The following is a 15,576-nucleotide window of genomic DNA, read 5'->3' as shown; positions in this document are numbered from 1 at the left end:
TACTCCGTTCGACTTGCATGTGTTAGGCACGCCGCCAGCGTTCGTCCTGAGCCAGGATCAAACTCTCCAATAAAGTGTATGCCGTCTATATGTTTCTCTGCTATCCCTGCTACTATCTTTATTAAGGAAGACAGGCTTCTTAATCAGATGAGACAGGCACATGTTCAAAGTCACACAGTGACTACATTATATTGAAGCCATTTAATGGCTCATTAAAATCAAAAATTGTTTTTGGTTTGTGTCTTGCGACACGCACGCACATCTGGCTTTTTTTATGATGCATTACTTTACATTGTTCAGTTTTCAGGGAACGTTTTGCGTCACCAACAGCGACAGCTTTTATATATTACCACATCAGTTTTGATGTGTCAATATATTTATTTGGAATTTTCAATCGCATGTTTTTCGCGACTTCTATATAGTATCACATATCAATTTCACTGTCAATATGTTTCTTTAAGAATCGCATACCGGCTAAATTAAATCAACCGAACGAGTGCTATCTTACCACAATGAATTGAGCCTTGTCAATAGTAAAAAGCTGGCCAGGTAAACCCGGCCAGCAGTAGTTGCTTTCTATTCGCGATGACGCATGTGTGGAAACAAGATTACATCCCTGATCGAGTACGAGTTAGTTAAGAACATCACCAAACGGTCAATGCCGATTCCTAAACCACCGGTGGGTGGCAAACCATACTCAAGGGCATTAATATAGTCCTCATCCATCATATGGGCTTCATCATCGCCAGCCATGCGCTGAGTCAGCTGATCTGCAAATCGCCCATGCTGATCAATAGGATCATTCAGCTCCGAGAAGCCATTAGCAATTTCGCGGGCAAAGATAAAGGCTTCAAATCGGTCAGTAATCTCAGGGTTATCTTTGTTGCGTTTAGCCAGTGGTGATATTTCAGTAGGATGACCAATAATAAATGTCGGCTGAATCAGATGCTGTTCACAGACTTCCTCAAAAACGTTATTTAAGATACCGCCAATACCGTGTTTCTGTTCATATTTAACCCCAAGCTTGTCGGCAACAGCACGAGCTTCGGCTACTGTCTTAACCTCATTAAAGTCTACCCCAGAGTATTTTTTTATGGCTTCAGGCATGGTCAGACGGTTCCACGGCGGGGTAAGATCAATCTCTTGACCCTGATAAGTAATCTTAGTGGTACCAAGAACTGTTTGAGCAACTCCAGCTACCACTTCTTCGGTCAACCGCATAACATCCTGATAGTCTGCAAAAGCCTGATACAGTTCAACCATAGTGAATTCAGGATTATGTTTAATTGAAATACCTTCGTTTCGAAAAACCCGGCCAAGTTCGTACACTTTTTCAAAGCCGCCGACAATCAGCCGTTTGAGATATAACTCTGGAGCAATCCGCATAAACAGCTTCATATCAAGCGCATTATGGTGGGTAATAAACGGACGTGCTGCGGCCCCTCCTGCAATCGGGTGCATCATCGGAGTTTCTACTTCCAAAAAGCCACGGTCATCTAACAGTTGCCGAAACGCTTTAATGATTTTGCTGCGCATAACGAAATCGTTACGCACATCAGGGCTAACAATTAAATCTAAGTAACGCTGGCGATAGCGCATTTCCACATCTTTAAGGCCATGCCATTTCTCCGGCAAGGGCCGCAGTGATTTTGCCAAAAATTCAAAACCATTGGCTTTCACACTAATTTCGCCTTTTTGTGTAGTAAATACTACTCCTTCGACACCTATAATATCTCCGATATCTAAAAGCTTGAACTGCTCGTAAGCAGTATCTCCCATGACATCCTGACGGAAATAGATCTGCATTTTACCAGACATATCCATTACATGCCCGAAACTGGCTTTCCCTTGTCTGCGCACAGTCATCAACCGACCGGCAATTCTTACAGTTTGTCCTTCTAATTCAGCATAATTATTATGGATTGTCTGGGCATGATGGGTAAAGTTATATTTACGGCCAAAAGGCTCGATGCCATAGGCGGCGATCTTATCCATTTTTTCCCGACGAACCTTCATGAGTACATTCAGTTCTTCTGTTGTCTGCTCTATATCTTGGGTTACTTCTGATTCTGCCATGTACTTTCTCCCCTGTCTACTTTCTAGAGTGCTAAATTAATGCTGACGTCTGATCTCCAAAACTTCATATTTCAACATACCAGCCGGAACATTTACTTCCACAATACTACCGACTTTTTGACCAAGGATAGCCTGACCAACCGGCGATTCATTAGAAATCTTCAATTCAGCAGGATCAGCCTCAGCTGAACCGACAATAGTATATTCCAGTTCATCGTCAAATTCAAGGTCTTTCAGTCTAACAAGTGAACCTAACGCAACAACGTCTGTGCCGACTTCTCCTTCATCAATAACTTTGGCATTACGCAGGATTTTTTCCAGGGTAAGAATTTCGCCTTCGATAAAAGCCTGTTCATTTTTAGCATCCTCATACTCTGAGTTCTCGCTGATATCACCAAATTCAATGGCTTGCTTAATACGTTCAGCCACTTCACGGCGCCGGACTGACTTTAAGTGATCCAGCTTATGCTCGATTTTCTTTAGTCCTTCTATAGTCAGCATTACGTCTTTTTCCATGGTGTCATTCTCCTCTTTATTTTTAAATACTTGCCAAAGCAATTTTGCAAATATTAAAACTCCTGAAATTACGTTTGTAGATAGTTTATTCGTTTTGACTGAAAAATTGCCGCCTCTTTTATTAAAATTCTCAAACGTGGGAATTGGGCAATATAAATAGTGTCAAGTAGAAACTTGACACTTTGGGTGGTAAGAGGCAGCCCGCCAATATGAAGGTCATCCTCTATTTTTCATTATTATAGGCATAAATGATTGGTTTGTCAATATTTTCTAGAGCACTCCTTTCTGTACTTGACCGGCTTTGAGGTCAGCATTGGTTCTAATCATGCCTAGTTCCTGGGGGGTAATAGCCTTTTCGAAACTGCGGAATCCGGCCAGTTTGAAACCGTGTTTAATAGCCAATTTATCAATTGTCTCAACTTGCTTTACCGTTAAGTCTCGCCCTAGTGTAAAATTTTCATAGCGGCCTTCCAACGCTAAAATCATGGTTTCAGCCATACAAGCATATGCTGTTTTTGGCGGAAATCCAAAATTCAGCCCGAAGTCTACATCTCCAGGGATTTCGACAACCCCACCTTCAATGACGAGCACATCATCACGCATTTCAGCAACGCGGCGAGAAACATTGCGAGGCCTGGCTACATCACAAACAATGGCACCTGGCTTCAAATCCTCCGGCTCAATGATACTGTCAATTGCACTGGTTACTGCTACAACAATATCTGCATTTTTGATGGCATGTTTAGTATTTGCCGTTACCCGAACAGCTAGTCCTGATGCCTTTAAAATCTGTTTTGCAAGTTTTTCCAATTTAATTTCATCGCGAGCGGCCAATGTCAAATACCGCACCTCACGGGCTAAAATCTGCGCACATGCTGAACCAATCGAGCCGGTTGCTCCCAAAATCAGCACATTGGCCCGTTCCAGATCTATTCCCATGACTTTAGCTGCCTGGCGCGTCCCCTCCAACGCTGTAGCCACTGTATAACTATTCCCTGTGGTGACGGCAATTTTTAAATTCTCAGCGACTGTTATACCAGCATCGCCGACAATAGAAGTAAAAGCACCCAGACCGACAATTTTAGCTCCCATTTTTTCAGCTACTTTGCCAGCCTTGATAATTTTATTGGTAACATACTTTTCAGGCATAGCCAGCATCTGCCTGGATGTCAGCGGACAGCCAACAAACCATCCCTCAGCAGTATTATGCCCCGAATTGATTCCGGTAATATGGGAAACTTTAAACGGCGGTATGTATTTTATCATACCTTCAACCAACCCGTCTGGCCAGTTGCGAGTGAAGGAAAATTTGCGGCTAAAATCCTTAGCTTCAAGCGGATGAACTACAAAAGCAAATTTTTGCAAATACATGCGCCTCCTAATGTGAGTTTTTTTACCCTGGGTTCAATTCCTGTTTGTTCAATAAGATGTGTATAGTCATCTGCTGTCAATTGTTCCGGTCGTTTGCCTGATAAAGCTGTCAACACGCCTTCCAATATATTTGTGCCAAAAGAACGCCCTCCCATTTCTGGAGTGGTCGTTACCAGCATACTTATCCCCCGCTGTTTTAGCAGTACTTCATCTTCCTTAGTAACGGTATTGGTAATAACCAGTTTATCGCTCATATTGTCTGGCATATACCGTCTAATAAAATGGAAATCACCGGCAATAATATCGGCATCCCGGAAATACTGCGCAAATTTCGGCGTAACTTCGGTCTGTTTATCACCGGTAGGATAAAACAGACTGACAGGAAGTTTAGTGACGATAGGAGCAGCAAAGCTCGCCAGTCGCGCCAACCCATCAAGTGTCCTGATAGGCATAGGAAGTCCCAGTCCAAACATCAAATCACCAAACACCGTCCGACTGCCGGCTCCTACTAAAGCTTCTGCCAACCCAAACCTGTCAACAGCACACACAACAAGCGCCTGCTTATCTTTGAATTTCAGTCCGTGTTTGGTTTCAAGATAGGGAATAACCCGCCGTTCCAGTGTGTTTTTAATAGCGCTGCCGTCAACTACCGGCGTTTTTTTTGCATTAGCAGCTAGTGCGGCCGACTCCCTAAAAGTGTATCGTTTATTGCCGGCATAAATATACAGATCAGTACCGCCAAGGCCAATAGCATCAACTTGGCCATCCAGCTCACGTATTAGCCTGGCAGCCGCCTGTTTATCACCGTCGGTTCCAATTCTTTTAATAAGAAATAATTGGCCACCAAAATCAGCTGTTGTGGTACCATTGCGTTTTGATGAACCAAGACTAATGCTTACTACCTGTTTCATTTCATATCCTCCGGCTAGAACCGGAGCTGCCTGATAAGTGCACGAATATCCTCCGGATTAACATATTTATCTTCAGCAATGGGGGATTCACCAATTTGTACCCCAATTACCGCTTTGTCCAGCATAGTTTCAATCAGTTTAATCCTCATATTTGAGCCGATGATAATGACGATGTCATATTTGCGGACATTCCCAACAATCTCCATGATCGTGTTAAACAATTCTACACCACTTTTGGTTTGGACAAAATCCCACCGCTCTTGTTCGGATAAAACAAGGCAAAAGTCAATACCCTCCTGCCTGGCTACAGCATATATTTCCTGACAGTTTTTTATGGGGAAACCAATAAGCGCTACACGGCCGCCTTTGCGAATCTCGCCAATTGTCTCAAGACGTGAAACAAAAGTACGGTCAACGCCAACCCGCCCTGCCACCTCCTGCTGAGATAGGCCATCTCGCCGCAATTCCAAAATTCGGTCTACTGTCTGATGAATTTTCTGGCGGTTGACAATCTTGTCGCCAATTCGAAGCAACACAGCTTGCTCATCTCCCCCTTAGTATATGTGCACAAGGTTGTGTACATACATATTCTAGCATTTTTTTTGTTGTTTAACAAGTTTTTCCATAAGATGGAGCAAAAGAAAAAAGCCGCTATTCCCATGGTTGATAGGGAAAACGGCTGATTACTTTCTTATAGGTTTCTAGTTTTAAGATTGTATCATCGTGTGCCATGCCTTTCTTGAGCCCCTGCAGCACGCGTATTCCTTGCTGTGTAGTGAGTCCCATATCACTAGTGAGCTGCGACATGGCCGTACGGCGAGCTTTGTCAAGTGACTCGTTCAGTGACTTACCTGCCTCTATATTGCCGACAAACTCGTTGGCCAAATAGAATTGCGCCAAATTGGTCATCGGGTTACCACAGGCACCGCTGGCCGTCAATCCCAAAACTTCGGGCAGAGTGTGTTTTATACTGAATTCAACTGATTTTTTAAGCTCGTCTGTTTCTCTACTCATGGCTTCGACTAAGGTCCGGGCAGTACATAATCCATAGGTAGTTAATGCCCTGATGACCGAGTGTTCAATGGTGTGTGCCTGTTCCAGTTCAACCAACCCACCCAAGTTCGCTGTTATGCTAACCTCCTGACCTGTTTCAAGGTCAGTCCCGTAAATAGTGACCGGAATATCGCTTTTATCGCGAAACTCCGTGAACCCGCCCTGCGGCGCCCAGCCGGCGCCTGAGATGGCCGGGTATTCTTTACGCATCTTTTTCAGGTTGATATGTTCAACATCATTAGAATAAATATAGCTGCCAGTTGTCCGCATGGTGTACCAGCGGGCATGGCCCCTTCCCTCCAGCTTGGCCATAAGCACCGGAATTTCGGCACCGGTATCGTCAATAGCCTGATGATTCCAGATATTGACAATACGGACAATTACGCCAACCGGGTATAAGCCTTGCTCTTCCGCAATCCACGGACAAATGAGGATTTCTCTCCCTACCCCGACATCTAACAGCAGTTGTCCGCCATTTTCAATAATAAACATACCGGTAATTGTTCCACCCTCAGGCCTCGGCAGGATGCCGTTGGCGACGGGCATTATTAACATATCCATCCTTATCCCCCGCGGAAACTGCTTAGAAACGCCCATCTGCGTTGTTGCTTCTGCGCGTGCTCACTGCGACGTACTTCCCAGTACGACTCCGTTCGCATGCTCGGCGCGCCTAGCATCTGGACATTTCTAAGCAGTTTCCGGCCTTTGCGCATAATCAAGTTTTTTTAAATCAAGGTATCACGATAATTTTCCATGATCCTAATGAAGTCTTCTCTGCTGGCTGCCTGGTTAAACTTCAGCCTAAGCTCAGCTGAGCTGGGCAGTCCCTTGGTATACCAGGCGGCGTGACTGCGCATCTCTCTGATGCCGATGTATTCACCTTTGTGATCGACAAGCATATCAAGCTGCCGCAGCAGCATGTCAATCCGTTCACCTAGTGTAGGCAGCGGTAGTATTTCGCCTGTTTCCAGGTAATGGGCAACCTGCCGAAATATCCAGGGATTTCCTTGAGCTCCCCGCCCTATCATTATGCCATCGCAGCCGGTCTCAGTCAACATACGCTTGGCATCTTGGGGTGTACGAATATCGCCATTACCGGTAACAGGAATTTTAACCGACTGTTTGACTTCCCGGATAATGTTCCAGTCAGCTTGTCCAGAGTAAAACTGTTCCCGGGTACGACCATGCACGCTGACAGCTGCTGCGCCTGCCTGTTCAGCTAACTTAGCCATCTCGACCGCATTAACTGACTTATCATCCCAGCCTTTACGGAATTTTACTGTAACCGGCACAGTCCCAGCAGCCTCAACAACTGCAGCAATGATCCGGCAGGCCAGTTCCGGGGTGCGCATAAGGGCCGAACCCTCACCATTTTTCACAATTTTAGGTGTTGGGCAGCCCATATTGATATCAATAATGTCAGCCCCGGAGCCGGCCACAATACGGGCTGCTTTTGCCATGCTTGCAGGCTCTGAGCCGAAGATCTGCAAAGCAACCGGCCGCTCCCGCTCATCAATGGCGAGGAGCTTTCTGGTGTGCACATTTTCATAAATCAGCCCTTTATCGCTTACCATCTCCGAATACACCAGGCCACAGCCCATCTCTTTAGCCAACAGGCGAAATGGCAGATCAGTAACACCTGCCATGGGGGCAAGGATGACCGGATTGGCAAGCTCGATTTGACCGATGCGCATATGTTCCCTCCTATGTAAAAAAAAGCGGCCCTGTCGGCCGCCTTCGTATATTGCTGTCGGTTATTGTCTGTTACGTTCGTAAATAAGCCTGAGCCCTTCAAGCGTCAGAAAGGTATCTACTTTATCAATAGTACGGGACTCCTGGGCAATCAGGTTAGCCAGCCCGCCGGTAGCAATAACTGTTGCCTGCTGACCCATTTCGTCACGCATACGCCGGACAATTTCATCTACCTGGCCCACAAAACCATAGATAATACCAGATTGCATACTGCTTATCGTGTTACGGCAGATGACATTTTTGGGCTTGATTAGCTCAATGCGCGGCAGTTTTGCTGCCCGCTGAAACAAGGCTTCGGTTGATATACCAATACCTGGGGCAATGGCACCGCCCAGATAATCACCGTTCTCAGCCAAAGCACAAAACGTAGTGGCTGTACCAAAATCAACAAGGATCAATGGCCCGCCGTATTTTTCATGCGCAGCAATGGCATTTACAATCCGGTCTGCACCCACCTCGCGCGGATTTTCATATTTAATACAAATACCTGTCTTAATTCCAGGACCTACGACAAGCGGCTCAACATTAAAATAACGCTGGCACATCCTGGTTAAGGGTACAACGAGCGGCGGAACAACCGAAGAAATGACAACAGCTTCAATGTCTTCCATCTTTAAACCGCGATAAGTAAACAGGTTATAAATAAGCACACCATACTCATCACCGGTTTTTTGCTTATCTGTCGAAACCCGCCAATGATAATTAAGCTCGTCCCCCTCGTAAACCCCCAAAACGATGTTGGTATTGCCAACATCAAACACTAATAGCATTATCAAAAGTCCCCCTATGTAGGCTATGGGCCGTACTACTCCAATACGCTAAGACGGCCTTCGTTTCTTTATCGCTATCATTGTACCTTAAAAGCGGGGAAATTGTAAATATACGACTAGATTCGACATTGCCCTTAGGCGATCGGCTTGGACAGAACAAGCCCTGCTTTTAGCAATGCCCGCCTGACCCGGACACCAACATAGACAGCAGCCAATGTTTTAACCAGATCCAAGGGCAAGAAAGGCCATACAGCTAAATTAAGTGCCTTTTCAAGCGGCATAGGATTGTGCAGCACATACTGGAAAGACAGCATAAACCCTGCCAGACCACTAACGTAAATAACAGCCAAGCCTGTAAACATGGCGGCGGCTGTGTATTTATAGTTTGGTTCAAAGTGTTCCGCAACATAGCCGACAATATACGTGCAGACAAAATAGCCGAAAATATAACCGCCAGTCGGGCCAATTAAAACAGCGGCTCCAGCTTTCCCCTGGGCAAAGACCGGCAGACCAAATACACCCAGCAGCACCCACACAGCAACACTGGCAGGACCTAAGCGTTTACCTAAAATTATGCCTGCTAACAGCACAAACATAACCTGCATCACAATAGGCACAGGACCGAGCGGAATGGAAACCTGAGAACTTACTGCAAGTAGTGCAGCAAACAAACTTGTGAGCGCCATATTTCTAGTATTCATAGTTACCTCCTTTATCGATAGCAAAACATTACTGCGGTGAAGCCGGACGGATAGACACATCGCCTGCCAGCACCCGTTCAATACCTTGCGTTGTCTCAATTAAGAGCGCTCCATCGACATCAATATCAATAGCTACACCGCCAAAGCTGCGATCAATACCATGGACATCCACTTGCTGCCCCAGCGTAATTGACTGGGTTTTCCAATCAGCAAGCACTGGTGCAAACCCTGCGTTTTTGACACTATTATAGACTGTTTCTAATTCGGACAGGATCGTGGTAAGCAGCTTCACTCTGGATACCTGGCAGCCACTTGCTACAGCCAGCGATGTGGCCGTAGCTGCGATTTCGCTAGGGAACTCCTGCTGTTCAATATTTACATTAATCCCCATACCGATCACGATATGGTTAATTGCATCCATTTCGGCACTCATTTCCGTAAGTATACCCACTACCTTGCGTCCCTGCCATAATATGTCGTTCGGCCATTTTATGCCGCAGCCTGCACCTGTAACAGCATTAATCGCCCGGTTCACGCCAACAGCTGCCATCAGCGTGCATTTGGCGGCATCCATCGGGTTAAAAGGCGGCCTGAGCACCACTGATAGCCAAATCCCCTTACCATGAGGCGAAAACCAGCCCCTTGCCAAGCGCCCGCGCCCAGTGACTTGTGCTTCTGCCACAACAATTGTCCCTTCCGGACAGCCGTTTGCTGCCAATTTTTTGGCTTCATTATTGGTTGAATCCAGCTCACTAAAATAATGAATTTCGCGCCCCAGCACAGTGCTGGTTAACTGTTCTTTAATCTCGGCAGGAAGCAGCCTGTCGGTGTTTTGCCTAAGCGCATAGCCGAGCCGGGGATGGGCTTCAATTTCATAGCCATCCAGCTTAAGTGCCCGGATATGTTTCCACACCGCTGTCCGGGAGACTTGCAGGGTATGCGAAATATCCTCGCCTGAAATATATTGACCGGAATTATGTTTTAATAGTTCAAGTATCGCTGTCCGCACTATCATTCACCCCAAAAAACTTATTGTTATCCTAATAATAAAATATTGGTTAACAATTGTCAATCTGCCAATCAGGCTCCCATTTTGCATTTACAATACGAATAAGAGTGTGATAGCATTTCTATAATAGCAGATACTCATGAAAACATGCGAGGTGGCTTATGGAACAGATTAAAGTATTAGTGGCTGATGATGAGCCTAACATAACTGAGGTCTTACAGCTTTATCTTGAACAGGAAGGCTTTCACGTGTTTACAGCAGCCGATGGCCGGGAGGCGCTGGCAATCGAAGAAAAGCATCGCCCCGATTTATTAATTCTTGATGTCATGCTGCCTAAGCGCACAGGTTGGGAGATATGTGAGGCTATTAAGCGCAAAGTACCTGTCATCTTTTTAACAGCCAAAAGTGGCGAGACTGACAAGCTGATTGGCTTTTCGCTAGGCGCTGACGACTATATCACCAAGCCATTCAGCCCCCGGGAAGTCATGGCCCGTGTTAAAGCCGTGCTCAGGCGCAGCGGGCTCATTACCGAGGCCGGGGCCCGTCTGGAGTTCCCCGGGCTCTCTATTGATCAAACCGCCCAGTCTGCTTTTTCCGGCAACCAAAACACCACGCTGTCGCCCAAAGAGTTTGAACTCTTAGTTTTTCTGGCCAGACATGCGAAAATGGCATTTTCCCGCGATCAACTCCTAACCAATGTCTGGGGCTATGACTTTGATGGCGCCGACCGCACAGTCGATGCCACCATCAAGCGATTGCGGCACAAGATTGATAATCCGGAGTATAGCTATATTCATACCGTCTGGGGAGTCGGCTATAAATTTGAGGTAACTATCAAATGACCAGATCTATCTTCGGAAAACTACTATTCTCTCATTTGATCATCATCTTAGTTAGTATGCTGACCTTAGGACTATTAATGACCTATCTTGTTAATGACCACGTCATCGATAACAAACGCCGCGACCTCTTACTCAAAGGCAACGACGCCGTAACCATACTGAGCCCCCTCTTAACAAACGGTCAAAAACCATCCAATGCGCTGCTGGATGCCATGGGCGATATGGCTGGCAGCGATATCTGGGTTATGGATAAAACTGGCCAGGTCATTGCCGGTCAGCCGCCGACTGGTTGGAAAAGCAGGCACCTGGTAAGACTGGCTGACTTGTGGGAAACAGCTGACTGGCAAGATGGCAGTGCCCAAAAAGTATTAAAACCGCGTAGTCGTAAGGATCCGTCCATCGTGGCCGCACTGCCCCTTCCCGACCAAGGTTCCGGCTCGCCAACAGCACTCTTTCTCTATTCGCCGATAACCGGCGCCACCCGTACCGCCCAGGCGCTTGAGCAGTTACTTCTTTACTCACTGGCTGCCGGTATCCTGGCTGCCAGCCTGGTAGGTTTGTTGATGGCCCGCGGCTTGACCCGTCCGATAGCCGATATCAGTAGAGCTGCTGCCGCGTTTGCCTGCGGCAATTACAATAGCCGCACGAGCGCTACACAGTCTGATGAAATTGGCCAACTCGGCCGTACCTTCAACAGCATGGCGGCCGAACTGGCACAGGTAGAACAAAACCGCCGGGACTTCTTATCAGATGTGTCACACGAATTAAAGACCCCTGTTGCCTCGATCCAGGCTTTGGCCGAAACCATGCTGGACGGATTAGCCAAGACACCTGAGCAGCGGGATCGTTACCTGGCAAGTATCGTCGGCGAAACAAAGCGAATCGGCCGGCTTGTTAGCGATTTAGTTGACTTATCGCAGCTTGAATCTGGCGAGCTTACCATTGTGCGTGATCAAGTTATTCTTTTAGAGCTGATTACTACCCAGACTGCCAAGCTGGTGCCCTTTTTCGAAGCAAGATCATTGACAATCACTACTGCCATTCCCGCATCACTTCCCCCAGTCATTGCTGACCCCGACCGTCTTGGTCAAGTACTAGCCAACCTCTTGACTAACGCCATTCGCTATGCCGATCCGAATTCGGTGATTCAGCTAACCGCCTATACCCACCAGCACCAGGTAGTCCTTGATGTAAGCAATACTGGTCCGGGTATTCCACCAGAAGACCTGCCGCATATCTGGAAAAGATTTTATCGTGTCGATAAATCCCGCTCCCGCAATGACGGCGGTACTGGCTTAGGATTGTCTATTACCAAAAAATTAATGGAAGCCATGGGCGGCACTGTCAGCGTCAGCAGTACGCCGGAGGAGACTACTACTTTTACAATTACGTTACCGACAAAAATTATGGGATGACCCAAAAATACCCAGATACCGCCTTATTGTCATATTTTTGTCATATCTCTTCGTTATTCTATACTCAACAGCAAAACAGCTGAGGAGATAGAGTAAGCTAAAATAACGTAGCGGAGGGATGTAAATGTTATCAACAAACACGCGTAAGACAATTGCCGCCTTTGTTGCCGGTGCCTTTATCCTGGCTGGAATTGCCAGCCCATTAGTTGCTCAGGCTACATCATTTTCAAAAGAACGGCCAGCCCATCACCAGCGTCATCATCAGGTTAACCCCGAACAGGCCGCTAAACGTCTTGCGGCAGATTTTGGTCTGGATGAGGCGCTTATTGCAAAATATCAAAAAGAGGGTAAACACTTCAAAGATTTAAGGCGGGCTGCCTTTTTTGCCAAAGTCAGCGACCAATCGTTTGAATCAGTACTCGCTCTCAAAACCGATAAAAACACTTGGAAAGAAGTCGCCACTACCTTAGGTATTGATAAGGGAAAGGCTAAAGCCGTTCGCCAGGAATTAGCAGCCAAACACATAGCTGAGAAATTCAGCATAAATCAAGGTGATATCCAAACCCTATTCAACCAAGGGTACCACCATCGCGACGTCGCAATGGCCGGACTTCTTGCCAAACAAAGCGGTCAAGCCATTGATGAAATAATGGCAAAGAAAAAGGTCAATAACACCTGGCAGGATGTTGGCAGCGAACTTGGCATCGACCTTAAAGCACTAAAAAAAGACATGAGAAAGTCTTGGAAAAACAAGAATACTAAAGAGTAAATATAAAAAATACAAAGCGAGATTGCTACGTTACGCTCACAATGACCCGGGAAGGTTACCACCTCTCCATTAGATCATTGCAAGCAACACGAAGCAATCTCGCTTTTACTTCAGCTCTTCTGTGGCCCAGTTCATTATCTCGAATCCAACCTGGCAACTACCCCTGCTACTAAACTATAAATATGCGCTGCCAAGTCAACAGGCAGCGCCCCTGTCCCGCAACTTGGCGTCCAAATAATGCTCTGCCGTAAAACAGCAGGATTAAGGCCCCGTTTGGCTAACTCAGCAGACTGCTCATCAAAACGGGTGAGAATAGATTCTGGCGTTTCTTGCCAGGCCTCCCCTGATGTGGGTATAAGCCCCCAGGCCAGCTTGCCACCCTGCTCCAGATATCCGGCCAGTCCTTTCGCCTGCAGCGCCATGCCGGTAAAATAATGGTAGGCGTCAAAACTAATCACATCAACCGGCAGCTCAAAAAGAATCGACCAGTCAATCCCCGCACAGGCGTGAACCCCGACCTTGGCACCTTCCTGGTGCAGCAGCTCGATGATCTCAGCAAGCGCAGCAGAAGCAGCTTCTTTAGTCAGCGTTATATGGGTAGACGCGCCAATCAGGAACAGGCTGGGATCATCAATAAATATCAGCACAGGCAAACCAAGTGTCTTAAGCCGCCGAGCCTCAAGCACCGCCTGTACGGCCAGACATTTCACCAGAATATCGCGTAGTGTCTCCTCATAAAAACAGGCCCGCCCACGCTCATCCTTAATCTGTAGGCCAACAGTCAACGGACCGCTGATATGCCCTTTGACCCCCTCAGCATGGGGAAAGTACTGACTGAAATGTGCAGTAAAGACCTCCAATCCAGCAAACGCAGCGCCATCAAGGGCAAACATCTGCTCAGCACCGGCATCACCGTTCATAAACGCCATATACTGCTCATAGAACTCCACCACTGTATCAGCCCAGCCAGAATCAAGCCGGGCAAATACCGGGTCTTTGGGTGGCGTAACTGTCAATACACCTAACTTGATGAGCGGCTGAACGTACTGAACAACAAATCCCTGCTCTGGCATTTTTCCTGGAAGCTGCGGCCAATGCGGCCAATGTGGCATAGTCTTGGCAATAATTTTGAGCGCCATTAACTCATCTTGATGCGGTAAACTACCCAAGCCGGTAGCCCGGTTCGGTTTAAGCCAATTCATGCTTTCTCCCCTCCCTCGACTCTAATCTCTTTTTAGCAGCGTCGCTGTAATGATTGCAGTCAGCGGTATTGCACAGATTAACCCAATACTGCCGGTCAGCGCTCTGGCGATCTCGGTTACAATCAGATTTAAGTTCAATATTTTTAGCATAGGCGCATTTTGCTGTGAGGCGATAAGCAGCATAAGTGGCAGCGAACTGCCAGCATAAGCAAGAATGAGCGTATTGGACATGGTCCCCATGATATCCCGCCCGACATTCATCCCCGCCTGCACCAATTCTTTAAAACTGATACTCGGATGTACACTCCTGACCTCATACACTGCTGAGGCAATAGAGATAGTGACATCCATAACGGCCCCCAGCGCGCCAAAAACCATACCGGCAAACAGCACCCCTTGAAAATCAATATAGGAAAGCACCGATGCTTTAAGCAGCATGGCTTCCTCTGAGTCCAGGCCGGTTAAATGCATGAGCTTAACTGACAGCATTGAGAGCAGCCCGGCCACCGCCACACCGCCGATTGTGCCCAACACGGCAGCCAGTGACTTCTTAGAAAGGCCGCTTACAACAATCTGGGTTGCTATGGCAATAACAGCCGACACGACCAGCGTTAAGAGCGTCAGACTGTATTGGCTGGCCAGCACCTGACCGATAAAGAATTTAAAGATGACCACCATCGAGAAGGCAATAACCAACACCGACTTGGCACCAATAAATCCACCAAATACCACCAGCACCAGCACAAATAAGCCACTTAGTATGTATACATAATCAAAACGGTCAAAATCGCTGACATGATAGCTAATTTTTCCTAAGTCATGACTAACTGCAACAATAACCTTATCCCCTGTTTTGACTCTAATTTCATACGCCGAACGCTCTGATACAAAATTAAACGTATCTACAACTTTACCAGCCTCCGGTCCACTTGTCAGCTGAATACTAACAAGCTCACCCTTGGCCATCTGATACTGCTTCTGCATTGACTGATCAAGCGGGCCGACAAAGACCACGACTCCCTTTTCATACTCAACCGGTGGGGCGCCCGGGGCAGCCTGCAATATACCGGTTGACAAGATCATTGCCATTAGTATTAATAGAATTTTTTTCAAACTAACCCTCCCTGTCCAAACATTACCTACATATTAGCCCACCTGAAAATATCTTGCAACTAAAAGCAACTAAAAT

General features: G+C 46.8%; 15 protein-coding genes and 1 rRNA gene. 3 read left to right on the top strand and 13 right to left on the bottom strand.

Annotation, left to right across the window (positions count from 1 at the left end):
* The 11 genes from B9A22_RS19280 to B9A22_RS19230 all read right to left on the bottom strand — a co-directional run.
* Window positions 1–73, bottom strand: a 16S ribosomal RNA gene (locus tag B9A22_RS19280); the annotation flags it as partial.
* Between the two features lie 503 nt (window positions 74–576).
* Window positions 577–2,076 carry a lysine--tRNA ligase gene (gene lysS, locus B9A22_RS19275; RefSeq protein WP_084577564.1) on the bottom strand — a complete coding sequence of 500 codons (1,500 nt, stop codon included), beginning with the start codon at window positions 2,074–2,076 and terminating at the stop codon, window positions 577–579.
* A gap of 36 nt (window positions 2,077–2,112) precedes the next feature.
* The gene (greA, locus tag B9A22_RS19270) at window positions 2,113–2,592 is read right to left on the bottom strand and encodes a transcription elongation factor GreA (RefSeq protein WP_084577563.1); all 480 of its coding nucleotides are present in this window, start codon (window positions 2,590–2,592) and stop codon (window positions 2,113–2,115) included.
* Between the two features lie 270 nt (window positions 2,593–2,862).
* Entirely contained in the window at window positions 2,863–3,957 is a 1,095-nt protein-coding gene (locus tag B9A22_RS19265; RefSeq protein ID WP_084577562.1) for a saccharopine dehydrogenase NADP-binding domain-containing protein, read from the bottom strand.
* On the bottom strand, window positions 3,936–4,874 hold the full coding sequence (locus tag B9A22_RS19260; protein WP_084577561.1) for a quinate 5-dehydrogenase: 939 nt from the start codon (window positions 4,872–4,874) through the stop codon (window positions 3,936–3,938). Before B9A22_RS19260 ends, B9A22_RS19265 begins: the two co-directional genes overlap by 22 nt.
* A gap of 14 nt (window positions 4,875–4,888) precedes the next feature.
* A complete protein-coding gene (locus tag B9A22_RS19255; RefSeq protein WP_084577560.1) occupies window positions 4,889–5,410 on the bottom strand; it encodes a helix-turn-helix domain-containing protein in 522 nt (173 codons plus the stop codon).
* A gap of 115 nt (window positions 5,411–5,525) precedes the next feature.
* Window positions 5,526–6,488, bottom strand: coding sequence for a phasin family protein (locus tag B9A22_RS19250; RefSeq protein ID WP_245824063.1), 963 nt, complete (start codon window positions 6,486–6,488; stop codon window positions 5,526–5,528).
* Window positions 6,489–6,652: 164 nt separating this feature from the next.
* On the bottom strand, window positions 6,653–7,621 hold the full coding sequence (dusB, locus tag B9A22_RS19245) for a tRNA dihydrouridine synthase DusB (protein WP_084577559.1): 969 nt from the start codon (window positions 7,619–7,621) through the stop codon (window positions 6,653–6,655).
* Between the two features lie 60 nt (window positions 7,622–7,681).
* Window positions 7,682–8,449 carry a type III pantothenate kinase gene (locus B9A22_RS19240; RefSeq protein ID WP_084577558.1) on the bottom strand — a complete coding sequence of 256 codons (768 nt, stop codon included), beginning with the start codon at window positions 8,447–8,449 and terminating at the stop codon, window positions 7,682–7,684.
* A 134-nt stretch (window positions 8,450–8,583) separates the two neighbouring features.
* Window positions 8,584–9,150: a biotin transporter BioY gene (locus B9A22_RS19235; RefSeq protein WP_084577557.1), complete on the bottom strand. Its 567-nt coding sequence runs from the start codon at window positions 9,148–9,150 to the stop codon at window positions 8,584–8,586.
* Between the two features lie 28 nt (window positions 9,151–9,178).
* Window positions 9,179–10,159, bottom strand: coding sequence for a biotin--[acetyl-CoA-carboxylase] ligase (locus B9A22_RS19230; protein ID WP_084577556.1), 981 nt, complete (start codon window positions 10,157–10,159; stop codon window positions 9,179–9,181).
* Between the two features lie 161 nt (window positions 10,160–10,320).
* Between B9A22_RS19230 and B9A22_RS19225 the strand changes: the two genes are divergently transcribed.
* From B9A22_RS19225 to B9A22_RS19215, 3 genes are all read left to right on the top strand, one after another.
* Complete coding sequence (locus tag B9A22_RS19225) at window positions 10,321–11,001, top strand: response regulator transcription factor (protein ID WP_084577555.1); 681 nt, start codon at window positions 10,321–10,323, stop codon at window positions 10,999–11,001.
* Window positions 10,998–12,416, top strand: a complete 1,419-nt coding sequence (locus B9A22_RS19220; protein ID WP_084577554.1) for a sensor histidine kinase — start codon at window positions 10,998–11,000, stop codon at window positions 12,414–12,416. The genes B9A22_RS19225 and B9A22_RS19220 overlap by 4 nt, the downstream gene beginning before the upstream one ends.
* A 124-nt stretch (window positions 12,417–12,540) precedes the next feature.
* Complete coding sequence (locus B9A22_RS19215) at window positions 12,541–13,185, top strand: hypothetical protein (RefSeq protein WP_084577553.1); 645 nt, start codon at window positions 12,541–12,543, stop codon at window positions 13,183–13,185.
* A gap of 134 nt (window positions 13,186–13,319) precedes the next feature.
* Here the strand turns inward: B9A22_RS19215 and B9A22_RS19210 are convergent, their stop codons facing one another.
* On the bottom strand, window positions 13,320–14,387 hold the full coding sequence (locus B9A22_RS19210; RefSeq protein WP_084577552.1) for a uroporphyrinogen decarboxylase/cobalamine-independent methonine synthase family protein: 1,068 nt from the start codon (window positions 14,385–14,387) through the stop codon (window positions 13,320–13,322).
* A gap of 21 nt (window positions 14,388–14,408) precedes the next feature.
* The gene (locus tag B9A22_RS19205; RefSeq protein WP_245824062.1) at window positions 14,409–15,500 is read right to left on the bottom strand and encodes a YibE/F family protein; all 1,092 of its coding nucleotides are present in this window, start codon (window positions 15,498–15,500) and stop codon (window positions 14,409–14,411) included.
* Window positions 15,501–15,576: the final 76 nt, after the last annotated feature.

The sequence above is a fragment of the Sporomusa malonica genome (assembly GCF_900176355.1).
GTDB classification, from domain to species: domain Bacteria; phylum Bacillota; class Negativicutes; order Sporomusales; family Sporomusaceae; genus Sporomusa; species Sporomusa malonica.
Note: the sequence above shows the minus strand (reverse complement) of the source record. Positions and strands in the feature narration are given on the sequence as shown.